The following is a 26,654-nucleotide window of genomic DNA, read 5'->3' as shown; positions in this document are numbered from 1 at the left end:
ATGAAAACCAGTTAGTGTTGTATTAGATGCCTTCGAGCATAACTGGCGAGGTACTTTGTGTTTTAATTTTCATATAAATTAACTCTGAAATTTTTCTTAATTTAATTAAAACTATAACAATCAATAATGTAAGGTGTTCGTGGGTTGAAAAATTTGCTTTTGGGAAATTGGCTTGTCGTGCCTAAATTGAACCAGATTGTGGAGTATCCGACTGGCCGTGAATATACCGTCACTCCAAAAGTGATGAAATTACTGTTGGTGCTGGTCGATGCGAAACCTGAGCCTCTGAGTATTGATACCCTCGTCGAGTTAGTTTGGCACCCGAAGGTGGTGTCTGACAATTCGGTCTATCAAGCTGTTGCGCAGTTAAGAAAGATTTTAAACACAGATCCGCAATACGAAGAATACATAGAAAGAATATCAGCTCAAGGTTACCGCATTCATCCAAACATTGCGCTTAGAGAGCATAAAGCGGCTGTGATGCCTGTGAGCAAAAAGCGAATTTGGCTGCTTGGTGTCACCATTACGTTGCTCGCTCTCATCGCTATTTTTGCTTTTTATATTCAAACTGATCAAAAGCACAAGACACAAAACAACCCGTATTTTGATGAGATCACTCTTGCCACACACCTATCCCAAAGTACAGCGGTGGAAGAGTTAGCGCGAGCGAAAACGATTTATCAACAAGTGTTATCTAAACAAAGTGATAATGTCGAGGCACTTAGTGGCTTGTGCAATGTCTTTATGGGGCTAAGCGTATATGGCGCGGTGTCAGAGTATGAATCGCTTGCCTTATGTCGGCCATTGTTAGAAAAAGCACGGATCTTAGATGATACAAATATTGAAGTGATAACTTCTCTTGCACGCTTTGCGGTGATGGAGAATGAAATTGACCAAGCACAGAATTATTTTAAGCGCGGATTTGAGCTCTCAACCAAGCATGCTCGCCTATGGCATTGGTACGGTCGATTTCTTCGGGACCAACACAAAATACCCGATGCAATTGCTGCGCATAAACAAGCGTATCAGTTAGCACCAAACGATGCGGTTATTATCCGAGGGTTAGCCTATGCCTATTTGAATTTTAGAGAGTTAGTACTCGCTCGAAAATATTTTGATCGTAGCGTTGCCGTAGCCCCTCACACCAAAAACAATCCGCTCTATGCGCTAGACTTTTATCCGCTTAACCAGAATAGGGCAAGACAATATTTGTTGTGGTACCACAACAATCACATCAGTCATAGTAAATTGTACCCCGCGCAGCAGTTGAGCCACATATTGGTGTTATTGAGTTTAGGGCGAGCAGAAGAAGCTGAGGAAAAATATCAGCAAGCCGCAAATTTAGGTTCAATTTCTACAGCATTTAGACTCTATGTTGAATCTGGGATCGCATGGCGACAAGGCGATTTCGAAAAGGCCGAAGAACTCTTAAAACAGCGATACGAGCTCGACTCAAAGGGTAATCATTATGTGATGCCTTATATTCTTGCTTTACTTGCACGGCAGAAAATACAACCTGCGCTAACGCTTTTTGAACAGCATTTTGCTGATATCGCGGCGTTTACATTGCCAGAGGCAGACAATGTAGGGCAATACCTTACTTATGCCCTGATGCTGAAACGTACAGGTGAACAAAGCAAGCTTAAGCGAGTAACACAGTTGTTAGAACAATACCTTAATCAAGGAAATCAGCTAGATGCAGCTTTATCTCCATATTGGTCCGCACTTAACAATGACGCAGCAGAAACACAACAAGCACTGACGCAGCTGCTCAACACTGGCTGGTTACCCGACTACAATGATAGTTTTTTTGCTACGGATCTTTATCTCGCTTTGACATCAGAGCACGAATTTAAACAAGCATGGCTGAATAAGCTTGAAAGCAGACAGAACGAGCTCTAAAACGTTAGGTTACGCATACATAAAATTCGCTATGTGATTTAAAAGTAGGGAGCGAATTTTCTTGGTGATTCCTTGAATAGGGGTTCTGTGTTTCGGCAGACTTTGATATTGGCTTTTAAAAACAAGGTTCGATTTTGTTGCCTGTGAGTTTTGGTTTCCTTAAGCTGCTTTGTTGTTTGCAAGTAACGCTCAAAAGTAAATTGCAAAAGATGTCCAATAACATTATTACATGCCGCTTTGTCTGTTTATTTCGCAGTCGTTTCGTGTGCACTTTAAGGAGAAGCATTTGAGTTATACAAAATGAAAGCAGAGGCAGGATGGTCTGATGGGGAGCAATTTGTTTACATTAACAGCTCAGTGTTGAGCGAAGATGAGCCTGTTATGGCCAAGTCTATATCGCCTTAAGTGAGTTCGAAGCCTCACACCGCGTAACAATCTCATCTGCATTAAACATGGCTATTTTCAGCTAGGGTGATTTGTAGCTTGTTAGTTGAGCTTCATCTGGTACAATCAGTGGATTAACAAGCACAACCTGCCAATCAAGGCATTGATGTAATAATAAAGTGGTGTGAGATGAGAATTTTCAAAGCCAAGAGCCCAGCTGGATTTGCTGAAGAATATATTGTTGAGTCAATTTGGAACGGCGAATTCCCTCCGGGATCCATTCTACCTGCTGAGCGTGAGCTTTCTGAACTCATTGGTGTAACAAGAACAACACTGCGCGAAGTATTACAAAGGCTAGCTCGAGATGGCTGGTTGACTATCCAACACGGTAAGCCAACCCGAGTAAATAACTTTTGGGAAACGTCAGGGCTTAATATATTAGAAACCTTAGCGCGTCTCGATGAAGACAAGATGCCTGAGCTGACCGATCAGCTGCTGTCAGCACGTACTAATATTAGTGCTATCTATACGCGTGCGGCGATAAAATTCAATCCGCAGCGTGTTATCGATATTTTGTCTAAGCATGAAGAGCTAGAAGACACCGCAGAAGCGTTTGCCGATTATGACTACCAAGTTCACCATGAGCTGGCAGGTGCTGGGCAAAACAAAATTTATGTGCTTATTTTAAATGGCTTCAGAGGGTTATACTCAAAAATTGGTTGCCATTACTTTTCTGATTCAAGAACACGAGGACTGGCGAGACAGTTCTATGCAGATTTAACCAAACTGGCAGAAAATCAAGAACACGATGGTGCTATTTCATTGATGCGTAAGTATGGTCACCAATCGGGTGAAATTTGGCAGCAGATCCGCGGCGATATGCCAGAAAATATCATGGACTAATGTCCACTGAGTGATAGACATCTTAAAAAGGCTTCTTCGTGAAGCCTTTTTTGATCTCCGAATGGCATTTTGAGCGGAGGCATTTTTGTCTCATCGAATTTATAGATTGGTGCTATCGGTAAATTCGATTGTTAATTATGGCACTTGCCAAATACACTAGGCGCAGTTTTTGGCGATGAGAATGACAAAGAGACTTTGGTTATGAATCTAGCTAGGGTTGTTTTTTCATAAGCACGCCACAATATTATGAACAAGATATTTTGGTCTCGACACGAGATACCAAATAAGATTGGAAATAAACCTAACTATTGGAGATAAAAATGGGTGTATTAGTAGGCCGCAAGGCACCAGACTTTACAGCAGCAGCAGTACTAGGTAACGGTGAGATCGTAGATAGCTACAACCTGCACGAGCGTATTAAAGGTAAAAAAGCGGTTGTTTTCTTTTACCCACTAGACTTCACGTTTGTTTGTCCTTCAGAGCTAATCGCGTTCGACAAGCGTTACGAAGAGTTCCAAAAGCGTGGTGTTGAAGTGATCGGTGTTTCTATCGATTCTCAATTCTCACACAACGCATGGCGTAACACTCCAGTAAACGAAGGCGGTATCGGTCAAGTTAAATACGATCTAATCGCTGATGTTAAGCACGAAATCTGTCAAGCATATGACGTTGAGCACCCAGAAGCTGGTGTTGCTTTCCGTGGTTCTTTCCTAATTGATGCTGAAGGTAATGTACGTCACCAAGTAGTTAACGACCTACCACTAGGCCGTAACATCGATGAAATGCTTCGCATGGTTGATGCACTAGCATTCCACGAAGAGCACGGTGAAGTATGTCCAGCTGGTTGGACTGAAGGTAAAGCAGGTATGGATGCAAGCCCTGAAGGTGTTGCTAAGTTCCTATCTGAAAATGAAGGCGCACTATAATTTAGTGTCGACTTTGTGATATCTCGCTGATATCAAAAAGAAACCCGCCAATTGGCGGGTTTTTTAATGGCTACTGATACCTCAATAGCTTTCTCAGGGTAAAACTTTGACTACTCGGCTACCTTGCCTACTTTAGCAAGTGCCATGCTAGTTAAAGTTGATAAACTGACCCAGTGATTTTATCAGTTGAATGCTTAGGTAAGCGGCAAATAAACTGATCACGGGAGTTGCGAGCAGACTCAGAAATTCGAGTTCATTAATCATTAGTCTCTTCCTTTTTTTCTTGCTCGTTGTTATTGGTTGTTTGAAACGCTTTCTCTAAAGACTGTTTGGTCTCAATTTTTATTTCTTCTAGATTCGCTTTGATTGACTCAGTGATAGCTTGCGTTACTTTGGTTTTTACTTCTTGAAGTAATGAAGCATCAATTTCTGCAGCTGTTGTTGTCATGCTTGCTGTAAACAATAAAGTTGTCATGGTGATTTTCGCTAAAGTAGTCATAATAAGTTTCCTTGTAATTTGTTAGTCGCAATAACTATTACAAAGGTTGTGCCAAAATGAATTTAAATTTTATCTTATTGATTTTTATGTGCTTTAATTTTTATTTTGCACAGGGGAATTAGTAAAGTGGTGAATTTGACCAGTGCAGAATGGGTGAAATGGCTAAGATTTAGTTAAATTTATTAAGGCTGGATTAAGCGAAGTAAGAAAGGATGAAAAACAATGTTTGGGCCGAATTAACGGCCTAAGTTAGGGTCATCAGGTAGGTCAACCAAGATTAATACCGCCCCTTTACCACCATATTCTAAAGGTGCTTGGTGCATCGCCAGTATATCTGGATGCTGGACAAGATACTGCGGTACTTTATGTTTAAGCACACGCTCACCAATTCCATGCACCACGCACGCACAAGCAATATGTTGCTTCTTACAAGCATGAATTAATGCTGCCAGTTCTTGTTTTACCGTTTCTTTATTTAGCCCGTGTAAATCTAAGATGAGTTCGGGCGCGTAGTCACCACGCCTTAGCTGTTTTGCTAAATAGCGATCAGCTCCGGGCTTTACGAAATTAATGGTTCCCGAGGTATCAATATCAGGAATATACTCGTCAGAAAAGTAAAACTCAGATTGCTGCTGCTTGACTTGTTGCTTCAGCTCAACGCTCTGAATTTTTTTCTTTTGTTTGAGCTGCACCTGATCTTGTTTGAGGGGTTTTACACCATTCAAAGACTCACGAAACATCGCGAAATCGTCATTTAGGTCAGCATTAGTTTTAGATTCTCTGTTCATGATGGCATTTTAAATAAAAAAAGCATAAAAACCTAGCTTAAAAACCGCTACAATAGCGCCATATAGTTTGATCTTTAGAGAGTCATCATGACGGAAATGTCGCAACCACTTATTACCGAAGAAATGGCCGTTGAAGCCTTTCAAGACTTACATACCATTCAGGACTGGGTACGCTGGACAGCGAGCCAGTTTGTGAGTAACGAGGTGTTTTTTGGTCATGGTACGGATAATCCTTGGGACGAAGCGGTCAGTTTAGTGCTTCCGGTGTTGCATATGCCAATTGATGCCCCCAAAGAAATCATGCATGCGCGTATGACACAAAGTGAAAAAGCGCATCTGATGGAGTTTATCAAAGCACGTATCGAGCAGCGTATTCCCGTCGCCTACTTAACCAATCAAGCTTGGTTTGCTGGTATGCCGTTTTATGTTGATGAGCGCGTATTAGTACCACGCTCACCATTTGCAGAGTTAATCGCAAAACATTTTGCCCCCTGGGTAGCTGCACCGAATAAAGTAACGCGTATTTTAGATATGTGTACGGGTTCTGGTTGTATTGCGATTGCATTGGCCAAAGCATTTGAGCGCGCACAAGTAGACGCAGTAGATATTTCTTTTGAAGCCTTAGAAGTGGCTGATCACAATATTAATCAGCATATGATGCAAGACAGAGTCTTTGCTATCCAGTCTGATGTATTTAGTGGTGTACCGGGTCAAAAGTACGATTTAATCGTAGCAAACCCTCCTTATGTTGATGCAGAAGATATGTCAGATCTGCCAGAGGAGTTCCATCATGAGCCAGAGCTTGGCTTGGCGTCAGGAGAAGATGGCCTTGATGTGACCCGCACACTACTTGCAGAAGCGGCCGATCATCTAAATGATGATGGTTTGTTATTTGTCGAAGTTGGCAATTCTATGGTACATATGGAGCAGCAATTTCCTGAAGCGCCATTTACTTGGTTAGACTTTGAGCATGGTGGTTTAGGGGTCTTTGTCGTATCCAAACAACAACTATTTGAATACTTTAAAAACTGATAGGGAGCCAATGCTCTCTATCGTCTATTTAGGAATGAGGAAAAACGATGGCAGGCAATAGCATTGGCCAATTATTTAAGGTGTCGACCTTCGGTGAAAGCCATGGCGCCGCGCTTGGTGGCGTGGTGGATGGTGTACCACCAGGGCTTGAGATCACTGAAGCTGATTTACAAATCGATTTAGATAGACGCAAACCAGGCCAAAGCCGCTACACAACGCAGCGCCGAGAGGGCGATGAGATAAAAATTCTCTCGGGTGTGTTTGAAGGCAAGACCACAGGTACGAGCATTGGATTGTTGATTGAAAATACCGATCAACGTTCAAAAGATTACTCAAACATCAAAGACTTGTTTCGCCCGGGTCATGGCGACTATACCTATTGGCACAAATACGGGCATAGAGATTATCGCGGTGGTGGTAGGTCGTCGGCACGTGAAACTGCCATTCGAGTTGCAGCAGGTGCAATTGCGAAAAAGTATCTCAAGCAAGTCCACGGCATCGAAATCAATGCCTGTCTTTCTCAATTAGGCCCGATTAAAGCCGAGCATTATGATTGGTCAGCGGTTGAGACCAATCCATTTTTCTTTCCCGATGAAGCTAAGCTAGAAGCGCTAGATGAATATATGCGTACGCTGAAAAAAGAAGGTGATTCAGTCGGCGCGAAAGTAAAAGTCGTGGCGAAAAATGTGCCTGTTGGTTTAGGTGAGCCAGTGTTTGACCGTCTGGATGCTGAGATAGCGCACTCCTTGATGAGCATTAATGCCGTAAAAGGTGTAGAGATTGGTGATGGCTTTGATGTGGTTGAGCAAAAGGGCTCTGAGCATAGAGATGAGCTAACGCCACAGGGATTTACTTCTAATCATGCAGGCGGCGTTTTAGCGGGTATTTCTACAGGGCAAGATATTATCGCATCAATTGCGCTAAAACCGACTTCAAGTATCTCGGTACCGGGGCAGAGTATTGATACCCACAACCAACCACAAGAAGTTGTGACTAAGGGTCGCCATGACCCTTGTGTTGGTATTCGTGCCATTCCAATCGCAGAAGCCATGTTGGCTATTACGCTCATGGATCACTTATTACGTCACCGTGGTCAAAACCAAGACGTCAATTTGCCGCATAAGCCAATTCCTGGTCATATCTAGCCAGTAGCGAGTAAGCTAATTTTGGCACAGTGATTGCTTTTCTTGGACAAATCAAGGAGAGCAATCATGATCACTTACCAAACCCACTCCGCAATTCGTACCACTGAGTCTGTTTCGGAGCAGCAAAGCCTTGCCCAAACTAAACGAGCTAATACCGCTGCGCAGGAGCAAGACTATGTCGCGGCTGCTAACATCGCAACCCAATCATCCCCTGTACTGGATAATAAAGCCGACGAGCCATATAAATATGAAGTGGTGGAGCGTAATCAGTCATTTCTAGAAAAAATGAGAGAAGCGGTAATGTTTAGCCGCTTAGGGGCAAATAAAGAGAAAATAGACGAATTAAAAGAGAAAATGGCAGAACTTGAAAAGCTCGCGGCTGAGGGAAAAATTTCACCTGAAGAATTAGAAGAGCGGATGGCTGCCTTACAAGAAGCGATGAGAGAAGCGGTAACTCAGGAAGAAAACAAAGCGAACAAGGACACGCTAATGAGTTAATGAGGCTTAAAATAATAAAAGCCTCAACTGAGGCTTTTATTATAGCTATAAACTAACAGCGTTTAGCTGTGATATTTTTCACACGCTTCTAGCGTATTTTCGATTAAGCTCGCGACGGTCATTGGGCCCACACCACCTGGCACTGGGGTAATGAAGCTCGCGTTTTGTTCTGCGATGTCGTATTGCACGTCACCTACCAGTTTGCCAGATTCTAAGCGATTAATGCCTACATCGATGACAATCGCGCCTTCTTTAACCCAGTCGCCTGGAATAAACTCAGGTTTACCAACCGCCACAACTAATAGATCGGCGCGACGAACGTGAGCTTCCAAGTCTTGCGTAAATTTATGGCAAACGGTTGTAGTACAACCGGCAAGTAATAGTTCTAGCGACATAGGACGACCAACGATGTTTGAAGCACCAACCACAACAGCATGCATGCCTTTATAACGCACACCGGTAGAGTCGAGTAGGGTGATGATCCCTTTTGGCGTACAAGGTCTCAGTGCTGGCATTCTTTGGGCAAGACGACCTACGTTATATGGGTGAAAGCCGTCGACGTCTTTATGAGGATCAATACGCTCTAACACTTTTTCTGCGTCTAGGCCTTCAGGTAGCGGCAATTGTACTAAGATCCCATCAACTTCAGGATCTGCATTAAGCTCATCAACAAGCGCAAGTAATTGCTCTTCGCTTGTGTCACCTGGTAAGTCGAAAGATTTAGAAACAAATCCGACTTCTTCACAGGCTTTACGCTTTGAACCAACATAAACTTGGCTCGCGGGATCCTGGCCTACTAATACCACAGCCAAGCCTGGCGCTCTTAGACCTTGCGCTAGTCTGTCTTGAACTCGTTGTGCAACAGTAGAACGAACTTGTTTCGCGATAGCTTTGCCATCAATGATGTTTGCCGTCATGATTGACCTATATTAAGGGTTAAAAAACTTGAACGATGATAGAGCCTTTAAATTCTTCTATACAAGCACTTTCATGTATTGATGAAATGATTGCTTAATAAAGATGAAAATGGGGTCGCTCTATTTATATGTCCCTTTAGTTACAACAAAGGAGGACATTTGCCCGCTATTTTCTCAAAAAACAGCCAGCCCGCCAAGTTTGCATTGCGTAAAAGCAAAGGTTTTCATGATCGGTTCTACAAGAACCGCTCAAAAATTGTTTAAGTCAGCTGTTTTATCAACAATTTGTGGCAAAATTAGGCAGTTGAAACAAAAACTAAAAAAAATATTTGACCTACTTCGGGCAAATCACTATTATGCACCCCGTTGCCAACGAGGACTCACCGATAAAAAGGTTCTTAGTTCTCCAAGGTCACAGTCGGCGATTAGCGCAGCTTGGTAGCGCACTTGGTTTGGGTCCAAGGGGTCGCAGGTTCAAATCCTGCATCGCCGACCACTTTTAAAATAAGAATGTAGCATGAAGATGTTTACGAGTTTGCGCCCTTAGCTCAGCTGGATAGAGCAACGCCCTTCTAAGGCGTCGGTCGAAGGTTCGAATCCTTCAGGGTGCGCCATCTTATTTTAATCCACATGTAGTGGCGGCTGTAGCTCAGTTGGTAGAGCCCTGGATTGTGATTCCGGTTGTCGTGGGTTCAAGTCCCATCAGTCGCCCCATCTACATACCAAAATTAGTCGGCGATTAGCGCAGCTTGGTAGCGCACTTGGTTTGGGTCCAAGGGGTCGCAGGTTCAAATCCTGCATCGCCGACCACTTCTACAAAATATATATGTTCGGCGATTAGCGCAGCTTGGTAGCGCACTTGGTTTGGGTCCAAGGGGTCGCAGGTTCAAATCCTGCATCGCCGACCACTTTCTCTCTAGTATTTCAGTCCTTTATTTCAAATTTACTAACTTTTAATCAATTAGCACCAATATGCCTAATTATTTAACCTGATTGCTCGACTCCGTCGTTGAATAGGTTATAATGCCGCGTCTATTAATTAACGTAGTGCCCGTAGGGCAGGCAACAAGCGTCACATGCAACGGAGAGTTTGGCAATTTAGCCGAAGGCCCATAAAAAGCATGATGGTTGTCTTGTTAGTAAGGAAGGCGCTTTGTCGCCCAAAAATGAAGATTGAGGTAAATCATGCAAGTTTCTGTTGAGACGACTCAAGGCCTTGAGCGCCGTCTGACCATCACCGTTCCTGCAGAGAACGTTGAGACTGAAGTTAAAAAACGCCTACAAAAACTGTCAAGAACACAGCGTATCGATGGCTTCCGCCCTGGTAAGGTTCCAGTGTCAATCATCACTAAGCGTTACGGCGCGGCTGTACGTCAAGAAGTTGCTGGCGATCTGATGCAGCGTAACTATATCGAAGCAATCATTGCTGAGAAAATCAACCCTGCAGGCGCACCATCTTTTGCTCCTAAGTCACTAGAAGCAGGTAAAGATCTAGAATTCGATGCAACTTTTGAAGTATACCCAGAAGTTGAACTTAAAGATCTAGACAAAATCGCGGTTGAGAAACCTGCAGTTTCTGTCACTGATGAAGACCTAGCGAACATGCTTGAAACGCTTCGTAAGCAACACGCTTCTTGGACTGAGAGTGATGCTGCAGCTGGCGAAAAAGACCGTGTAACGGTTGATTTCGTTGGTACAATCGACGGTGAAGAGTTCGAAGGCGGTAAAGCTGAAGATTTCCCTCTAGAGCTTGGTCAAGGTCGTATGATCCCAGGTTTCGAAGACGGTATCGTTGGTAAAAAAGCAGGTGAAGAAGTTGTTTCTGACGTAACTTTCCCTGAAGAATACCACGCTGAAAACCTAAAAGGTAAAGCGGCTCAATTCACAATCACTGTGAAGAAAGTTGAAGTTCAAGAGCTTCCTGAACTAACTGACGAGTTCGCAACTAAGTTTGGTGTTGCTGAAGGTGGTGTTGACGCACTTAAAGAAGAAGTTAAGAAGAACATGGAGCGTGAGCTAAACCAAGCGGTTAAAGCTAACGTGAAAGATCAAGCGATCAAAGGTCTTCTAGAAACTAACGAAGTTGAAGTGCCAAAAGCGCTAATCGACCAAGAAATCGACGCACTTCGTCAACAAGCAGCACAACGTTTTGGTGGCAACGCTCAAAACATGCCTGAGCTTCCTGCAGAGCTATTCCACGAGCAAGCGGTAACTCGCGTGAAAACTGGCCTACTACTAGGTGAAGTGATCAAAGCGAACGACATCAAAGTTGATGAAGATAAAGTTGCTGAACTAATCGATACAGTTGCTTCTGCATACGAAGATCCAAGTGAAGTAGTTGAATACTACAAAGCAAACGATCAACTAATGCAGCAAATGCGCAACGTTGCGATGGAAGAGCTAGCAGTTGAAGCTGTACTTGCTGCTGCATCTGTTTCTGATGTTGAAAAGTCATTCGACGACATCATGAATCCACAGGCTGCTCAATAAGTCTTTGAAGAAATCATTGACTTACAGCTAAGCTGAAGTTTAAATGGCTCGAGTTACTCTAATAGAGAATTCGGGCCATTTTTGTTTTTAAGCCTTGATATTGAAGCATTAAGTACTTATATCTTGAGGCATGGCTTATTTTATTAGCTATACTTATTTTACGAGTCAGGTTTCGTTGAGTATTACTGATACAGTTATATCTACTCGTTTCAATTCGCTCAAAAAAGTATTAGCCTAAACACCGATCACAGAATGTTTTTATGGACCGCGCTAAGTCCAATGAAAGTTGCAGCGAATAGGCAATAGATTCTGTGCTAATAAGGAATAAAAAACATGAATGATGGTATGATCGATCCAATCAATGCGTTAGTACCTATGGTCGTGGAGCAAACGGCTAAAGGCGAGCGTTCTTATGATATTTACTCACGACTGTTAAAAGACCGTATTATTTTCTTAACAGGTCAAGTCGAAGACCATATGGCCAATCTAATTGTGGCGCAGATGCTGTTCTTGGAATCAGAAAGCCCTGACAAAGATATATTCTTGTATATCAACTCGCCAGGTGGTTCTGTGACTGCTGGAATGTCAATCTACGACACGATGAACTTTATCAAGCCTGACGTTAGTACGGTTTGTGTTGGTCAGGCTGCGAGTATGGGAGCATTTTTGCTATCTGGCGGTGCTAAAGGTAAACGTTATTGCTTGCCGAACTCGCGTGTGATGATCCACCAACCTTTAGGTGGTTTCCAAGGTCAGGCTTCTGATTTTGAAATTCATGCTCGTGAAATCTTGGCGATCAAAGAAAAATTGAATCGCTTAATGGCGGATCACACCGGTCAACCTTATGATGTGGTTGCGCATGACACAGACCGAGACAACTTTATGACTGCAGATCAAGCGTTAGAATATGGTCTGATTGATGCGGTTCACTCTCGTCGAGAGCTTAAGTGATTATGAATTAGCCGATGAATTGAATTCATTGGCTTCTACTGTGCCAAAGCCAAATTTCTTTGGTATAGTTAAAAGAAATACGATGTTATCTAGAGATAACAGCAATTGAATGAGGTAGCTGAATGTCAGACACTCCAACAGACGGCGATAAGAATAGCAAGCTACTCTACTGCTCATTTTGCGGTAAGAGCCAGCATGAAGTTCGTAAGTTAATTGCCGGTCCATCTGTCTATATATGTGACGAGTGCGTTGAACTTTGTAACGACATTATTAGGGAAGAAATCAAAGATATTGCGCCTAAGCATGACGCGTCTGATAAATTACCTGTGCCAAAAGAGATCAGAAATCACTTAGATGATTATGTGATAGGTCAAGACCACGCTAAAAAAGTCTTGTCTGTTGCGGTTTATAATCACTACAAGCGCCTGCGTAACCAAGGTGGTAAAGGTGATGTAGAACTTGGCAAGAGTAATATTCTACTAATTGGTCCAACGGGTAGTGGTAAAACCCTTCTAGCGGAAACGCTTGCACGTTTACTTGACGTCCCATTCACCATGGCAGATGCAACGACATTAACCGAAGCCGGTTATGTGGGGGAAGATGTTGAAAACATCATTCAAAAGCTTCTGCAAAAATGTGATTACGACGTTGAGAAAGCACAGCGTGGTATTGTTTACATTGACGAAATCGACAAAATTTCAAGAAAATCTGACAACCCATCAATTACCCGTGATGTGTCAGGTGAAGGTGTACAACAAGCACTACTAAAACTGATTGAAGGCACGGTTGCATCTGTTCCGCCACAAGGTGGTAGAAAGCACCCGCAACAAGAGTTTTTACAAGTAGATACTTCTAAGATCTTGTTTATCTGTGGTGGTGCGTTTGCAGGCTTAGATAAAGTCATCGAGCAGCGCAGTACAAAAAATACCGGAATTGGGTTTGGTGCTGAAGTTAAGTCTAAAGACTCTGAGCGCTCATTAAGCGAAACGTTTAAAGACGTAGAGCCTGAAGATTTAGTTAAGTACGGCTTAATTCCTGAATTTATTGGCCGTTTGCCTGTAGTTGCAACTTTGACTGAACTGGACGAAGAAGCACTAATTGAAATCCTAAATGAGCCGAAAAATGCACTCACTAAGCAATACGCGGCGCTATTTAAGATGGAAGGTGTTGACCTTGAATTCCGTGAAGATGCGCTACGAGCGATTGCTCATAAAGCGATGGAGCGTAAAACGGGTGCCCGTGGTCTGCGTTCGATTGTCGAAGGCGTACTGCTTGATACTATGTATGAGCTTCCTTCACTAGAAGAAGTGAGTAAAGTCGTCATTGATGAAACGGTGATCAAAGGCGAATCAGACCCTATTATGATTTACGAAAATAACGGTAAAGAAAAGGCGGCGTCTGAATAGCTCAGTATGAGATTGAAAAAAGGAGCCTAGCGCTCCTTTTTATTTCTTAGTCCACATCAGATAGAAACCAATATAGTCAAATTGCTATAACAATAAAGGGCAATAGCGAGACAAGTTTTTAGGGTGAATATTTCATACATTTCACCACGGTAAATTGAGTGTCAAAACTAAGCTTTTTATACGTTAAATTGATCTCTACTTGATGCGGATTACTATAAACTATTGAACTTTATCTGCGTTATCCCCATATAGCTCAGTATTCCCAAAATTAATTGAAGTGCGAAGAGAACATAATGACGCTTGAAAGAACGGATCGAGTAGAAATTCCTGTGCTAGCGCTACGCGATGTAGTGGTGTATCCGCATATGGTGATCCCGCTGTTTGTAGGTCGAGAAAAATCAATAAAATGCCTAGAAGCTGCGATGGACAATGACAAGCAAATCTTTTTAGTTGCGCAAAAAGACGCCTCAGTTGATGACCCAAGCACTGATGATGTCTATCAGACTGGTACCATTGCAACGGTACTACAGTTACTCAAACTACCTGATGGCACAGTGAAAGTGCTAGTTGAAGGTACTCAACGCGCAAAAATAGATGAGTTTCTAATTACAGACGAATATTTCTTGGCGCAAGCTCAGTACATTCCATCTCAGGATGTGGATGAGCAAGAGCAAGACATATTAGTTCGCAGCGCAATTAGCCAGTTCGAAGGCTATGTGAAGCTAAATAAAAAGATCCCACCAGAAGTACTAACTTCAGTATCGGGTATCGATGAAGCTGCACGCTTAGCGGATACGATGGCTGCTCATATGCCAATTAAAGTACCTGAAAAACAAAAGGTGCTAGAAATTAACGATGTGACTGAGCGTCTCGAGTATTTGATGGCGTTGATGGAAGGCGAGATCGATTTACTTCAAGTAGAGAAGAAGATCCGCTCACGCGTTAAAAAGCAAATGGAGAAATCCCAACGAGAGTACTATCTGAATGAGCAAATGAAAGCTATTCAGAAAGAGCTTGGTGAGCTGGATGATGTTCCTGACGAATTTGAAGCCCTGAAAAAGCGTATTAGCGAAGCGAATATGCCGCAAGAAGCGGAAGAAAAAGCGCTTTCAGAGCTTAACAAACTTAAAATGATGTCACCTATGTCTGCAGAGGCGACAGTTGTGCGCTCGTACATTGAGACGATGATCAATGTACCTTGGAAAAAACGCTCAAAGGTGAAAAAAGACCTAGCTGGTGCACAAAAGATACTAGATGCCGATCATTATGGTCTTGAGAAAGTGAAAGACCGCATTATCGAGTATCTAGCGGTACAGCAGCGCACCAATAAGCTTAAAGGTCCTATATTATGCTTGGTTGGTCCTCCAGGCGTTGGTAAAACCAGTTTAGGTCAATCTATCGCGCGTTCGACTGGCCGTAAGTACGTACGTATGGCGCTCGGTGGCGTGCGCGACGAAGCTGAAATTCGCGGACACAGACGAACTTATATTGGCTCAATGCCGGGTAAATTGATCCAAAGCATGTCGAAAGTTGGCGTAAAGAACCCGCTTTTCTTGTTGGATGAAATCGATAAGATGTCATCGGATATGCGCGGCGATCCTGCATCGGCTCTACTAGAAGTGTTAGATCCAGAGCAAAATAGCAACTTTGCAGACCACTATTTGGAAGTGGACTACGATCTGTCTGATGTTATGTTTGTTGCGACTTCTAATAGCTTTAACATTCCAGGTCCATTATTAGATCGTATGGAAGTCATTCGTCTTTCTGGTTACACCGAGGACGAAAAGCTAAATATTGCCAAGCAGCACTTAATTCCAAAGCAAGTGAAACGCAATGGATTAAAAGAGTCTGAAATCAATATTGAAGACAGTGCGATCATTGGCATTATCCGCTACTACACGCGTGAAGCGGGTGTCCGTAATCTAGAGCGCGAAGTTTCTAAGTTATGCCGAAAAGCCGTTAAGAACATCTTGCTAGATAAAAATGTTAAGCAAGTTGTGATTAACCAAGAAAATCTTGAAGACTTCTTAGGTGTACAACGTCACGATTACGGCAAGGCGGAAGACGGCGATAGAGTTGGTCAAGTTACCGGGCTTGCATGGACGGAAGTAGGGGGTGACTTACTCACTATCGAATGTGCGGCAGTACCAGGTAAAGGCAAACTTGCTTACACCGGCTCGCTGGGCGATGTGATGCAAGAGTCAATTCAGGCGGCAATGACGGTTGTGCGCAACCGCGCTGACAAACTACGCATTAATGACGATTTCTACGAGAAACGTGATATTCATGTTCATGTTCCTGAAGGTGCAACACCGAAAGACGGTCCGAGCGCCGGTATTGCGATGGTAACGGGCTTAGTGTCAAGCCTCACTGGCAATCCAGTGCGTGCAGATGTCGCGATGACAGGTGAAATTACCTTGCGTGGTGAAGTTCTGCCTATCGGTGGTCTGAAAGAGAAATTATTGGCAGCGCACCGTGGGGGAATTAAACGAGTTTTAATACCGAAAAAGAACGAGCGCGACTTAAAAGAAATTCCTGAGAATGTTCTTGAAGGGCTTGATATTCATGCGGTGTCATGGATTGATGAGGTATTATCACTGGCGTTAGCGCACCCAATAGACAGTTTTAGTGTGGAATCGCAAAAAAACTAAGAAAAAAGCCAAAAAATTGAGTGAAAAGGCTTTTCAAATCTAAAAGGTGTGTTAAGTTAGGCACTGTATTCAAGCCTACTGGTTCGGAAGCCCCGTAATCACTAGGCTTGAGAAAGATTTCGAGAATTAGAGAGTCGCTGTGATGTCTCTAAATGAATAGCAAAAGTTACCAGTAAGAAGTAACTTTTGACAATAACTATGGAAGAGGATGATATTGTGAATAAATCTCAATTAATCGATCAAATCGCAGCTGATGCTGACATTTCTAAAGCGGCTGCTGGTCGTGCGCTAGATTCATTCATTGAGTCTGTAACGGGTGCACTAAAAGACGGTGACTCTGTTGCACTTGTAGGTTTTGGTACTTTCTCAGTGCGCGAGCGTGCTGCACGTTCTGGTCGTAACCCACAAACTGGTGAGACTATTCAAATCGCAGCAGCTAACATCCCATCTTTCAAAGCGGGTAAAGCGCTTAAAGACGCAGTAAACTAATTCAATTTGAATTAGGCGGTGCAGAGTCATCGCGAACTGCTTCAAGATAAAAGGCGTATCTGCTAAGATACGCTTTTTTTATACCATCACTAATCTGATTGGTGTAATGCTTAACCCAAACCTAGCAAACACAAAGTGCTTTAGTGCTTTGACTTAGATAAGAGAAACAATAAATGCTTGAAAAGATCAGAGAAGGCTCGCAAGGCCCGGCGGCTAAAATCGTATTAGGTTTAGTCATCTTATCTTTTGCGTTAGCAGGGATCGGTGGTTACCTAGGTCAAACCACAGAGCAGCCTGTCGCAGAAGTGAACGGAGTAAAGATTTCACAAACTAAGTTTTCTCGTGCTTACTCAAATGAACGCGCACGACTAGAGCAACAGTTTGGCGAATACTTTGCACAAATTGCAGCCGATCCTAATTATATGGCGCAAATTCGCCAAGGTGTTGTTGATCAATTAGTACAACAAGAATTACAAACCCAACTAGCTAAAGAGCTTGGTCTTCGTGTAAGCGATGAGCAGGTTAAAAAAGCGATTGTTGAAATGCCATATTTTCAAATTGGTGGAGAATTCAGTAACGACCGTTACTTACAAGTTATCCGTCAAATGAACTTCCAGCCAGATAGCTTCCGTGAATATCTTCGTGACGAGATGACTCGTGCGCAGTTAATCTCTGCAGTTGCTGGCACTGATTTTGTACTGAAAAACGAACTTCAGCAATCTATTGCGCTACAGCAGCAGACTCGTGCTATCGACTATGCGGTATTAAGCAAAGAGTTGGTGAAAGATGAAGTGTCAGTGTCAGACGAAGAAGTTCAGAACTATTACGACTTGAATCAAACTCAGTTCCAAGCTCCAGAATTGGTGGCGGTTAACTATATCGAGCTAAAAGCTGAAGATTTAGCGCCTGCAGAGCCAGTGACTGAAGAAGCGTTAAAAACGTATTACGAAGAGCAAAAAAACCAATATCTTGAACCTGAAAGACGCCGCGTGTCACACATTCTTGTTGATGCAAGCGAAGATGCTGAAGCTGCTAAACAAAAAGCAGATGAAATTCTGGCTGAATTGAATAATGGTGCTGATTTTGCCGTTGTTGCAGAAGAAAAATCTGACGACGTGGTGAGCGCTGAGCTTGGCGGTGATCTAGATTGGATTGAAAGAGACATGATGGATCCGGCGTTTGAAGATGCAGCATTTGCGCTTGCCGCGGTAGGTGATGTATCTGAAGTGGTTGAATCTGAGTTTGGTTTCCATATTATCAAGCTAACAGACATTCAGCGCCAACAAGCGCAATCTTTTGAAGACGTAAAAGACAACCTTCGTGCAGAGCTTGAAAAAGCAGCTAAGATCGATGCCTTCTATCAAAAGCAAGCCCGTGTAGCTGAACTTGCTTTTGAAATGGCTGACTCGCTACAAGACGCTGCCGAAGCCGCAGGCGTTGAGATCAAATCAACTGAGCTGGTAAGTCGTAACGCGCTTCCTGAGCCACTGAATTCGCCAGCGATAAGCAATACTATCTTCACGCCAGAGCTGCTAGAAGACCGCGTAAACTCAGAAGTGTTAGAAGTTGCACCAGAGCATATCGTGGTGGTTCGTGTTGCTGAACATAAAGCGGCAGCGACTAAGCCTCTTGAGGAAGTCAGCGCGCAGATCAAAACGCAGTTGAGCAATGAAAAAGCGTCTACATTAATTGCAGAGAAAGCACAGTCGCTATTTGAGCAACTACAAGGTGGTTCTACTTTAGCTGAGATTGCCAAAGCACAAAATATCGAAGTGAAAAGCGTGACTGAGCTTAAGCGTCGTAGCTACGACGTACCGCCAGCTATCGCAGCAGAAGCATTTAAATTGCCTCAGCCTGGTGTAGCAGAAACAGAATCTGCACTTGTAGAGCTTGGTAATGGTGACTCGGCATTTGTGGTGCTGAAGTCTGTAACCACGCCTGAAGTTGATGGCAAAGTTGATGCGCAGCAGAAGCAGTCAATCACGGCTTCTTATGCAAACAAAAACTATCTTGAGCTACTAGCAGCACTTGAAGCTAAGTCTGAAGTGAAAAGACCACAGTTACAGGTCACAGAGCAGCAATAATCGTTTTTAGATAGCAGAAAGGCGCCAACACGGCGCCTTTTTTATGCCTTGTGAAGGGATATCGGTATTATTGAATATGCTCAAGTACGGTGCTTGCAACCTCTAGTGAAGACTGATAATTCTGGCCCGTCACTATGCGGCTATCTACCTTGATAAAAGACGCATCCCGCTCTCCATATACAAAATTCCCTCCAAGCTCTTCCACTTTAGGCTGAATTTGAAAAGGAAAATGCTTGAAATACGCTCTATCTGGATTTTCAAATGCGGTAGGGTAACCGGTGATTTGTTTTCCTTTGATGAGATACTCGCCATTTTTCAAGCGCAAATTAACGATACCAGCTGTGCCGTGGCATACAGCGGCAACAACACCTTGGTTTTGTTCATATATATGCATAGCAATACGCTGTAGAGTAAGGTTTTCTGCTACTTCATACATGGCATTACTGCCGCCTACATAATAGATTGCCGCATATTGGCTAGGGTCGACTTCAGCTGGGCGCATTGTGTTGCTGAGCGCATACATATAGTCAGGTTGGTAAAGGTACTTTTTATGTTCACCGTTTGAAGTATTTATATAGCTCAGGTTTAGCGCGCCACCTTGTGTGCTGACAAAATCAACAATTAGTCCTGCTTGAGTAAATACGTCATAGGCACTGAGAAGCTCTTCGAAGCTCGTGCCAGCTGGCAGCTGACTATCGCCGTGAAAGGCCTTGCTTGACGCGACAATGAGCACTCGGCGACCTAAGTTCGTTACTTGCTCGGAAGTTAGCGTGGTTTGCTGCGCAGATTTACTGATGATTTTCCATGTGCCAGCTATTTTCTTTAGGAGTAGGTGATCGATGTACTGCACGTTTGACTTCAATATATCAATGCGGATTTTGGCCTGTGCAAGGTGATCATTCACGCTGATATTTAGAATTTTTGCGCGCCTGCCTGTGTCTTTTTTCGGACCTTTATACCAACTCAAATACTCTTTCAACGGGACTTGCCACATCGCTTGGTCTGACTTTTCTAAAATAAGCATCGCATCGGGATGAAACGCTTTTCTTATCATTTCAGGCTGGTTATTCGCGGTGCCACCGATGTAGTGGTTTAATGTAGCGGTAATTTTAGCGGTCTCATCCTCAAAAGCGATGGCGATGCTGGTTTGGATAAGTAGTAAAAATAACAATGGTACTAGTTTTGATAGGGTCATAAGCTTCTCCTGTAATGACTCAGAAGAAACATAAACTTATTTAATTAAAGCAGTCACCTAGAGTATATTTTAGGAGTCTGAGAGTATGTTCTCGGAGTGCTTAAAGCTATTTGGAGAGTACCCCGTGAGCTTCTTAAATGCGGCAAAAAATGTGGATGCAGAATTAAAACCACACTCCAGTGCAAGGTGTTCCAGCGGCATGTTGGTGCTCGAAAGCAAGTGTTTCGCATATTCAACTCTCAAGCCATTGAGATATTGTTTAAAGTTACAATGATAGTGGCGATTTACTATTTGCGATAATTTGTTGTGGCTCGTGCCTAATCGTTTGGCCAATCGGGGGAGCGTTAAATCCGGCTCAGTAAATAGCTTGCTTTCTGACATTAACGACTCAAGTTTGGCTATGAGCTGATTGTATTCATCGTCGCTTATGTGCGTATTGGCATATTTCTTTTCATTAGCAGTTGGTTTTCGTAGTAATTTGGGTGCGAAAAGGATGCTTAAATAGAGCACAAAGCTGAACGTGAGTGCTCCTGTGATGTAAGAAGTGAATGACGAAAAGAAATACGCGGCCCAAATGAGCCAGCAACCGCAGATCACAACCAAAGTTAGATGAAACTCAGCGTTGCCATTGGCGCTTTTGTCTGTAGCTAGACGATAAAAAGTATAAGAACTTATCAGTAAATAACCTAGCCAAAAATAGGATGTGCCTTTGTAACCCCACATTTGCCAAATTTCAGGGTGAAGCTGATAGGGCATAAGTATACCAAATCCAATAATAAAACCGCTTAATGCCAAAAAGTGTATTGTTAGATAACGATTTTTGGTTTCACTGTAGCTTGCAAGTACAAAATTAAGCAGGCAGGGGCCAAGCAAAAAGTAGGCACTCAAACCTATTTGCAGAATCGTTTTATCCAGCTCTGGGTTAAAGTAAAAAAGGACTGATTTGCCAATTCGAATACAAAGTAAAATGAGAAGCACCGACACCCAGCGCAGTGCTTTTGCCTCCTGAAATTTTATTAGCAGTAGGGCGCTGAGAATAAAGCCATTAAACACCCCGATAAGTGAGAAGAAAAATAACAGATGGGCACTAAAATCCATTACTTATTCCCCGCGAAATTAAGCAGATAGCAGCTTCTGCATGGTTTTAGATTTTGGAGTATTGAACACACGTTCGGTTTCGCCATATTCGACGACTTTACCGCGATTTAATACCAAAATCTCATCACTCATGTGACGAACCAAACTCAAATGATGTGTGATAAGCACGTACGCAAGTCCCGTTGCTGCTTGTAGCTCTAGCAGCAGATTTACGGTTTGCGCGCGTACGGATGGGTCTAATGATGACAACGCTTCATCCAATACCAGCACTTTTGGGTCTAAAATAAGGGCCCGCGCTAAGGCAACCCGCTGTAACTGCCCGCCACTAAACATATGAGGATAATAGTCTATGTGTTCGCCAAGTAGCCCGACGCGGCTGAGTGTGATGCGGATTTTCTTATAACGCTGCTCTTCGGTGAGTTCAGTATTGTATTGTAGACAATCATCAAGCATATCCCCAATGGTGAGACCCGGGTTGAGCGAGCGAGTTGGGTCTTGAAAGATAAGGCGAATAGTACGGCAGTCATGATTGCGAATACCAGCGTCTTCTACAATTTGGCCGTTTAGTAATATTTGTCCTGAGTCTGCCATGTCGGCACCGGCAAGTACTTTGGCGAGCGTACTTTTACCAGAGCCAGTCTCGCCTATGATTGCGAGGGTTTGTCCGGGAGCAAGCGCAAACGAAACATCTCTGAGTACCTGCAACGAGCGGCGTCTGAACAGTCCTTGACGAGAAGTGTAGGACTTGTTTAAAGATTGTACTTTTAAGACGGGTTGCATTTTTGCTTCACCTTAATTAACGGAAAGTGGCAAGCATAACTATGGCCATGCGAGCGACTTTGTCTTGGCGTGACGACACATTCTTTTTGTGCTTGAGGGCATCTCGGCCCCAAGCGGCATCCGATGGGTAAATGCTGTAATGGGGGAATAGTGCCTTTCAAGGCATAAAATGCTTCTTTATGGCCGAGCCCTTGACCAAAGTCAGGTAAACTCTTAACTAGCGCTTGGGTGTAGGGATGTAATGGCTGTTTAAAAATAGCCTGAGTAGGACCTGCTTCAACCATCTGTCCGCAATAGAGCACATGCATTGCGTGGGACCAGTCGGAGATCTCTTCTAGCTCATGCGAAATCATTAATATCGACATGTTTTTAAGCTGGTTTAATGCCTTGAGCAATCGAAATACTTGCGCGCGGGCGGTACTTTCAAGTGCGGTGGTTGGCTCATCGGCAATAAGTAGTTTTGGGCTTCTGGCGATGGCCATCGCAATCATGATCTTTTGACACATCCCCTCAGAAAGTTCATGTGGGTAACTGCTGCAGATCTTTTTATCGTCTCGGATCCCAGCTTTGTGCAATAGCGCTCGGACCTTTTCTTTTCGTGCTTTTCTACGACCAAAAAAGCCACCTTTTAAGACGCTATCGGGAATAGATTCCGCGACTTGGTCGAAAATGGTAGCGGTTGGGTCAAGGCTTCGACTTGGCTCTTGGTAAATCATCGCAATATCTTGGCTGACGAGCTTTCTGCGCTTTTCTGAAGATAAACGCATAAGGTCAACGCCACGCCAGTGCATGCGGTCTGCGGTTACTGTCCAGCGCTGATTGAGTACCCCCACAATGGCTTTGGCGATTAGACTTTTACCAGAGCCAGACTCACCGACAAGCGCATGTACTTCGCCTTCTTTAAGGCTAAGGTTGACCTTATCAACCGCGCGAATAACACCGTCTTCGGTACGTAGTTCAATGGTGAGGTTCTTAATGTCTAGTAATTGCATTAATCTGCCTTACGTTGTTTCAGCGCTTCACGCAGTCCATCACCAACCAAGTTGGTAGACAGTACTGCCAAAAAGAGCAATACACCTGGGAGACCTACAGTCCAAGGCGCTAGATAAATTAAACTTAAGTTTTCTTGGAGAATTGCACCCCATTCGGTCGATGGAGGCTGCGCACCGAGCTTTAAGAAACCAAGTGCCGCAATATCCAAAATAGCAGTCGACAGCGCCATGGTGAAGATAACCACGATATGCTCGTAAATGTTAGGCAGTATGCCACGGACGAGCAGTTTCCAGCGTGTTGCACCATCAAGCTTAAAGGCGATGATATAGTCTTTACTCAGCTCAGTGACCACTAAGTTTCTAATCGAGTGGATGTATTGTGGCAATAGCGCGAAGATAATTGCCCACACTGTATTCATCAAACCTGGCCCCAATATAGCAATGATGATAATGGCCAGCAGTAACGAAGGAATGGCGAGCGTAATATCCAATAAGTGATTAAGAAAGCTGGATTTTAAGCCTCGACTGGCGCCAGCAAGCGTACCAAGTACGACGCCGAGCGCCGTGGTAACCAAGGCTGCAATGATAGATAAACCAAACGTGTAGGTTGCTCCATTCATTAAGCGCGATAAGATGTCTCGCCCTAAATCATCTGTACCGAGTATAAAGCGCACATCGCCATCGTCATGCCAAGAAGGTGGTAGCAACAGGGCATCAGCATGCTGCTGGTTAACACCATAGGGCGCGATCAGCGGCGCTGTTAAAGCCAACACCGTCAGAGCAACAAACAGCCATAAACCCACTAGCGCAACGTGGTTTGAGCGGAATTTACGCCATAACCTAAATAAAGGTGAGCGATTAGACTCTTCGGTAAATAGATTAAACTTTGCCATGAGCCTGATTCCTTGCGAGCGGATCGAGTATCGAGTGAATAAAATCAGACAACATGTTGGCAATGATAACAAAGAAAGACACCGCGAGCAGTCCCCCTTGGATGGCGGGGAAATCACGTTGATAGATGCTTTCAATTAACCATCGACCGATCCCAGGCCAAGAGAATATCACCTCAGTGATCATCGCAAGTGTGATGAGCGTGCTAAATTGGAGACCAATTTGTTTTATCACTGGAAGCAGCGCATTTCTCAGCGCGTGGTGGATGATAAGCTGGCTGCGATTAAGGCCTTTTGCTCTAGCTGTTTTAATATAGTTCTGGTCGAGGACTTCGAGCATAGAGTCGCGAGTAAAGCGGATCAAAACTGTCGTTGGGTACATAGCCAGCACAATTGTCGGCAGCGCTAAATGATGAAGTGCATCCCAAAATGCGGCACCACCATAGGGAAAATCTTCAAGATAAATATCAATCAGAATAAAATGAGTAACGGGCTGTATTTCATAAAGTAAGCCAATTCTACCGGACATGGGGAAAAGCCCAAGGCCCAGACAAAATGCCATAATAAGCAGCAGGGCTAACCAAAAAACTGGAATGGAAAATCCCATCAAGCTTAATGAGTTAATGAGCTTATCTGGCCACTTTTTATGATAAGCGCTGGCTATTACTCCACTTGGTACACCAATCAAGACTGCAACCGTCAAAGCATATAAACACAGCTCAAGCGTTGCTGGAAATAGATGTTTCACATGAGAAAGCACGGGCTGCCCCGATGATAAAGATAAACCCCAGTCGCCTTCAAACATACGAGCCATAAACGCGCCATATTGCACAAAGATATTTTCTTCGATACGGTATTTTTCAACTAGCGCTTGCGTTTGGGCATAACTCGAGTTGACTTCACCACTGAAGTTAGTGATCAACTCACCAGGAAACAGGTAATTGAGGGCGAAAGTAAATATAGTTAGGGTAAACAACATAAAGCAAAGCAAGCTCAGTCGTCGATAAGCATATTTTGCGAACATGTTAGTCTCTCCTTGCCTCAGCGAGCGAAATACCACCAAATGGACGTAATGAGACGCCCTTGATATCAGAGCTAGTTGCTTGGAACCTTAGCCCGTGCGCAATTGGAACGAGAGGCAGTTGCTCAATGACCATTTTTTGTGCTTGCTGATAATAGTATTTTCTTTCTTCCATATTGTTGGTGTCTAACGCTTGAGTGAGCAATAAGTCAAACTCCGGATTACACCAGTTGGAAGGGTTTTTGCCACTAAATGTTGCAGTGCAGCTCAATAATGGGCTGAAGAAATTGTCTGGATCAGGTGTATCTGCTGCCCAGCCTAACAACACGCTATCATGCTCATGGCGGCCAACGCGTTCAATAAAGGTATTCCATTCGTACTCAACGATCCTGGCATTGACGCCAATATCACGTAAATCACGTTGAATAAGCTCTGCCATTTTCCGCGCGTTAGGATTGTAAATTCGCGACACCGGCATGGCCCATAAGGTCATGGAAAAACCATCCTCAAGACCAGCCTGTTTCAAATACTCTTTGGCTTTTTCAGGGTCATATGTTGGCATTTTTTGTTGCGCTTCAAATGCCCATGAAGAAGGGGGAAGCATTGAGCGGGCTAAAATCCCATTGTTGTAAAATACCGCTTGCATGATTTTTTCAAAATCTATGCTGTGCGCCAGCGCTTTGCGGACCAACGGATTATCAAATGGTGGCTTTTCGGTGTTGAATGCCCAGTAGCCTATATTCAGATTTGCGGCCTTTTCAACTTCTATGTCTTTTCTTTGCTCAAGCACGGTGAGCTGGGTAGCACTGGGGTGCGCCGTAATATCACATTCTTTAGTTAGCATTTTTGCGATGCGGCTAGTGCCATTGGTGGTGATATCGTAGACCAATTGTTCCATGTATACCGGGTGTTTCCAGTAATGCTCATGGCGATAATATCGGATCAGGTTATCACGTAAAAATTCACGGTACTTATACGGACCTGTGCCTACGGGCTTTTGATCAAAATCTTGCTTATGTTCAAGCTGTATAAGCTGATCGGCATATTCTTTAGAAAGAATGACAGCGAAGTCTGTGGCGATATTGGATAAAAAGCTACTTTCCGCGTTGAACAGATCAAAGCGAACGGTATGTTCATCCACTTTTTTTACTTGGCGGATCAGTTGGTCGAGTCCAATACTTTGAAAATAAGGATAATTTGCATCACCAACAAAGTGGTACGGATTGTAAACATCAAATAAACGGTTAAATGAGAATACCACATCATCGGCATTCATTTTTCTTGTTGGTGTGAAGTAGAGGGTATCGTGAAATTGGACATCATCCCTCAGGGTAAAAGTGAAAGATTTACCGTCATCGCTGACCTGCCAAGACGTTGCCAACTCAGGTAAGAATTCGCCGCTTTCAGGATCAATACTGATCAAGGTGTCATAAAGCTGATTGGCAATAATATCAATCGTAGACCCAGTTGTGGTCACTTGTGGATTAAATGACACAGGGTTCGCTTCTGCACAATATACTAAGCCTTGTGACTTATCATTCACTTTATTTGGCGCCTGATCTGTACAGCCAAATAAAGCGGTACACAGCACACCAAAAAACAATTTACGCACC

Annotated in this window: 22 protein-coding genes and 5 tRNA genes; 17 read left to right on the top strand and 10 right to left on the bottom strand. The window is 43.6% G+C overall.

Annotation, left to right across the window (positions count from 1 at the left end; translation table 11 throughout):
- Positions 1-144: 144 nt before the first annotated feature.
- The 3 genes from L3V43_RS00660 (at position 145) to L3V43_RS00650 (ending at position 4,115) form a co-directional block, all read left to right on the top strand.
- Positions 145-1,902, top strand: a complete 1,758-nt coding sequence (locus L3V43_RS00660; protein WP_237115911.1) for a winged helix-turn-helix domain-containing protein — start codon at positions 145-147, stop codon at positions 1,900-1,902.
- 573 nt (positions 1,903-2,475) lie between these two features.
- Entirely contained in the window at positions 2,476-3,189 is a 714-nt protein-coding gene (fadR, locus tag L3V43_RS00655; RefSeq protein WP_010371123.1) for a fatty acid metabolism transcriptional regulator FadR, read from the top strand.
- 320 nt (positions 3,190-3,509) lie between these two features.
- Entirely contained in the window at positions 3,510-4,115 is a 606-nt protein-coding gene (locus tag L3V43_RS00650) for a peroxiredoxin C (protein ID WP_010371125.1), read from the top strand.
- A gap of 256 nt (positions 4,116-4,371) precedes the next feature.
- Here the strand turns inward: L3V43_RS00650 and L3V43_RS00645 are convergent, their stop codons facing one another.
- Together L3V43_RS00645 and smrB are read right to left on the bottom strand one after the other, a co-directional pair.
- Complete coding sequence (locus tag L3V43_RS00645; RefSeq protein WP_045990797.1) at positions 4,372-4,614, bottom strand: hypothetical protein; 243 nt, start codon at positions 4,612-4,614, stop codon at positions 4,372-4,374.
- A 236-nt stretch (positions 4,615-4,850) separates the two neighbouring features.
- Positions 4,851-5,402, bottom strand: a complete 552-nt coding sequence (gene smrB, locus L3V43_RS00640; protein WP_237115912.1) for an endonuclease SmrB — start codon at positions 5,400-5,402, stop codon at positions 4,851-4,853.
- Between the two features lie 96 nt (positions 5,403-5,498).
- Here smrB and prmB point away from each other — a divergent pair, with 96 nt between their 5' ends.
- The 3 genes from prmB to L3V43_RS00625 all read left to right on the top strand — a co-directional run bounded on the left by prmB (position 5,499) and on the right by L3V43_RS00625 (position 8,077).
- Positions 5,499-6,434 (top strand): 50S ribosomal protein L3 N(5)-glutamine methyltransferase, encoded by a 936-nt coding sequence (gene prmB, locus L3V43_RS00635; protein ID WP_237115968.1) that lies wholly within the window; start codon positions 5,499-5,501, stop codon positions 6,432-6,434.
- A gap of 47 nt (positions 6,435-6,481) precedes the next feature.
- A complete protein-coding gene (aroC, locus tag L3V43_RS00630; RefSeq protein WP_010606720.1) occupies positions 6,482-7,579 on the top strand; it encodes a chorismate synthase in 1,098 nt (365 codons plus the stop codon).
- 66 nt (positions 7,580-7,645) lie between these two features.
- Complete coding sequence (locus tag L3V43_RS00625; RefSeq protein ID WP_010606721.1) at positions 7,646-8,077, top strand: hypothetical protein; 432 nt, start codon at positions 7,646-7,648, stop codon at positions 8,075-8,077.
- A 62-nt stretch (positions 8,078-8,139) separates the two neighbouring features.
- On the opposite strand, the gene folD is transcribed toward L3V43_RS00625, so the two are convergent.
- Positions 8,140-8,994 (bottom strand): bifunctional methylenetetrahydrofolate dehydrogenase/methenyltetrahydrofolate cyclohydrolase FolD, encoded by an 855-nt coding sequence (folD, locus tag L3V43_RS00620; protein WP_102057141.1) that lies wholly within the window; start codon positions 8,992-8,994, stop codon positions 8,140-8,142.
- Between the two features lie 419 nt (positions 8,995-9,413).
- Between folD and L3V43_RS00615 the strand changes: the two genes are divergently transcribed.
- From L3V43_RS00615 to L3V43_RS00565, 11 genes are all read left to right on the top strand, one after another.
- Positions 9,414-9,490 (top strand) — tRNA-Pro (locus tag L3V43_RS00615).
- A 41-nt stretch (positions 9,491-9,531) separates the two neighbouring features.
- A tRNA-Arg gene (locus L3V43_RS00610) sits at positions 9,532-9,608 on the top strand.
- A 24-nt stretch (positions 9,609-9,632) separates the two neighbouring features.
- Positions 9,633-9,708: transfer RNA gene (locus tag L3V43_RS00605), tRNA-His, on the top strand.
- 19 nt (positions 9,709-9,727) lie between these two features.
- Positions 9,728-9,804, top strand: a tRNA-Pro gene (locus tag L3V43_RS00600).
- 21 nt (positions 9,805-9,825) lie between these two features.
- A tRNA-Pro gene (locus L3V43_RS00595) sits at positions 9,826-9,902 on the top strand.
- A gap of 277 nt (positions 9,903-10,179) precedes the next feature.
- Entirely contained in the window at positions 10,180-11,484 is a 1,305-nt protein-coding gene (gene tig / locus L3V43_RS00590) for a trigger factor (protein WP_010606723.1), read from the top strand.
- Between the two features lie 333 nt (positions 11,485-11,817).
- Entirely contained in the window at positions 11,818-12,435 is a 618-nt protein-coding gene (gene clpP, locus L3V43_RS00585; protein WP_010606724.1) for an ATP-dependent Clp endopeptidase proteolytic subunit ClpP, read from the top strand.
- A gap of 122 nt (positions 12,436-12,557) precedes the next feature.
- Positions 12,558-13,841 carry an ATP-dependent protease ATP-binding subunit ClpX gene (gene clpX / locus L3V43_RS00580; RefSeq protein WP_010606725.1) on the top strand — a complete coding sequence of 428 codons (1,284 nt, stop codon included), beginning with the start codon at positions 12,558-12,560 and terminating at the stop codon, positions 13,839-13,841.
- A gap of 293 nt (positions 13,842-14,134) precedes the next feature.
- Complete coding sequence (gene lon / locus L3V43_RS00575; RefSeq protein ID WP_017216125.1) at positions 14,135-16,492, top strand: endopeptidase La; 2,358 nt, start codon at positions 14,135-14,137, stop codon at positions 16,490-16,492.
- Positions 16,493-16,708: 216 nt separating this feature from the next.
- Positions 16,709-16,981 carry a nucleoid-associated protein HU-beta gene (gene hupB, locus L3V43_RS00570; protein WP_010371157.1) on the top strand — a complete coding sequence of 91 codons (273 nt, stop codon included), beginning with the start codon at positions 16,709-16,711 and terminating at the stop codon, positions 16,979-16,981.
- A gap of 173 nt (positions 16,982-17,154) precedes the next feature.
- A complete protein-coding gene (locus L3V43_RS00565; protein ID WP_237115913.1) occupies positions 17,155-19,065 on the top strand; it encodes a SurA N-terminal domain-containing protein in 1,911 nt (636 codons plus the stop codon).
- A gap of 67 nt (positions 19,066-19,132) precedes the next feature.
- Here L3V43_RS00565 and L3V43_RS00560 read toward each other — a convergent pair whose 3' ends face one another.
- From L3V43_RS00560 to L3V43_RS00530, 7 genes are all read right to left on the bottom strand, one after another.
- The gene (locus L3V43_RS00560) at positions 19,133-20,260 is read right to left on the bottom strand and encodes a nuclear transport factor 2 family protein (protein WP_237115914.1); all 1,128 of its coding nucleotides are present in this window, start codon (positions 20,258-20,260) and stop codon (positions 19,133-19,135) included.
- Between the two features lie 69 nt (positions 20,261-20,329).
- Positions 20,330-21,358, bottom strand: coding sequence for an AraC family transcriptional regulator (locus L3V43_RS00555; RefSeq protein WP_237115915.1), 1,029 nt, complete (start codon positions 21,356-21,358; stop codon positions 20,330-20,332).
- Between the two features lie 18 nt (positions 21,359-21,376).
- Entirely contained in the window at positions 21,377-22,138 is a 762-nt protein-coding gene (locus L3V43_RS00550) for an ATP-binding cassette domain-containing protein (RefSeq protein ID WP_128726417.1), read from the bottom strand.
- Positions 22,123-23,130: an oligopeptide/dipeptide ABC transporter ATP-binding protein gene (locus L3V43_RS00545; protein WP_010606731.1), complete on the bottom strand. Its 1,008-nt coding sequence runs from the start codon at positions 23,128-23,130 to the stop codon at positions 22,123-22,125. Before L3V43_RS00545 ends, L3V43_RS00550 begins: the two co-directional genes overlap by 16 nt.
- The gene (locus L3V43_RS00540; protein ID WP_010371175.1) at positions 23,130-24,023 is read right to left on the bottom strand and encodes an ABC transporter permease subunit; all 894 of its coding nucleotides are present in this window, start codon (positions 24,021-24,023) and stop codon (positions 23,130-23,132) included. Before L3V43_RS00540 ends, L3V43_RS00545 begins: the two co-directional genes overlap by 1 nt.
- Positions 24,010-25,044, bottom strand: coding sequence for an ABC transporter permease subunit (locus L3V43_RS00535; protein WP_237115916.1), 1,035 nt, complete (start codon positions 25,042-25,044; stop codon positions 24,010-24,012). Before L3V43_RS00535 ends, L3V43_RS00540 begins: the two co-directional genes overlap by 14 nt.
- Before the next feature lies 1 nt (position 25,045).
- Positions 25,046-26,629: an ABC transporter substrate-binding protein gene (locus tag L3V43_RS00530; RefSeq protein ID WP_237115969.1), complete on the bottom strand. Its 1,584-nt coding sequence runs from the start codon at positions 26,627-26,629 to the stop codon at positions 25,046-25,048.
- Positions 26,630-26,654: the final 25 nt, after the last annotated feature.

Origin of the sequence: Pseudoalteromonas sp. L23, assembly GCF_021728455.1 — a bacterium.
GTDB lineage: Bacteria > Pseudomonadota > Gammaproteobacteria > Enterobacterales > Alteromonadaceae > Pseudoalteromonas.
This window is presented reverse-complemented; position numbering and strand designations above follow the sequence as displayed.

Bases quoted from the DNA above. Each gene is read 5' to 3' on its own strand.
- fadR (WP_010371123.1), top strand. From the start codon at position 2,476: ATGAGAATTTTCAAAGCCAAGAGCCCAGCTGGATTTGCTGAAGAATAT.
- L3V43_RS00650 (WP_010371125.1), top strand. From the start codon at position 3,510: ATGGGTGTATTAGTAGGCCGCAAGGCACCAGACTTTACAGCAGCAGCA.
- L3V43_RS00645 (WP_045990797.1), bottom strand. From the start codon at position 4,614: ATGACTACTTTAGCGAAAATCACCATGACAACTTTATTGTTTACAGCA.
- smrB (WP_237115912.1), bottom strand. From the start codon at position 5,402: ATGAACAGAGAATCTAAAACTAATGCTGACCTAAATGACGATTTCGCG.
- prmB (WP_237115968.1), top strand. From the start codon at position 5,499: ATGTCGCAACCACTTATTACCGAAGAAATGGCCGTTGAAGCCTTTCAA.
- aroC (WP_010606720.1), top strand. From the start codon at position 6,482: ATGGCAGGCAATAGCATTGGCCAATTATTTAAGGTGTCGACCTTCGGT.
- L3V43_RS00625 (WP_010606721.1), top strand. From the start codon at position 7,646: ATGATCACTTACCAAACCCACTCCGCAATTCGTACCACTGAGTCTGTT.
- folD (WP_102057141.1), bottom strand. From the start codon at position 8,994: ATGACGGCAAACATCATTGATGGCAAAGCTATCGCGAAACAAGTTCGT.
- tig (WP_010606723.1), top strand. From the start codon at position 10,180: ATGCAAGTTTCTGTTGAGACGACTCAAGGCCTTGAGCGCCGTCTGACC.
- clpP (WP_010606724.1), top strand. From the start codon at position 11,818: ATGAATGATGGTATGATCGATCCAATCAATGCGTTAGTACCTATGGTC.
- clpX (WP_010606725.1), top strand. From the start codon at position 12,558: ATGTCAGACACTCCAACAGACGGCGATAAGAATAGCAAGCTACTCTAC.
- lon (WP_017216125.1), top strand. From the start codon at position 14,135: ATGACGCTTGAAAGAACGGATCGAGTAGAAATTCCTGTGCTAGCGCTA.
- L3V43_RS00565 (WP_237115913.1), top strand. From the start codon at position 17,155: ATGCTTGAAAAGATCAGAGAAGGCTCGCAAGGCCCGGCGGCTAAAATC.
- L3V43_RS00560 (WP_237115914.1), bottom strand. From the start codon at position 20,260: ATGACCCTATCAAAACTAGTACCATTGTTATTTTTACTACTTATCCAA.
- L3V43_RS00555 (WP_237115915.1), bottom strand. From the start codon at position 21,358: ATGGATTTTAGTGCCCATCTGTTATTTTTCTTCTCACTTATCGGGGTG.
- L3V43_RS00550 (WP_128726417.1), bottom strand. From the start codon at position 22,138: ATGCAACCCGTCTTAAAAGTACAATCTTTAAACAAGTCCTACACTTCT.
- L3V43_RS00545 (WP_010606731.1), bottom strand. From the start codon at position 23,130: ATGCAATTACTAGACATTAAGAACCTCACCATTGAACTACGTACCGAA.
- L3V43_RS00540 (WP_010371175.1), bottom strand. From the start codon at position 24,023: ATGGCAAAGTTTAATCTATTTACCGAAGAGTCTAATCGCTCACCTTTA.
- L3V43_RS00535 (WP_237115916.1), bottom strand. From the start codon at position 25,044: ATGTTCGCAAAATATGCTTATCGACGACTGAGCTTGCTTTGCTTTATG.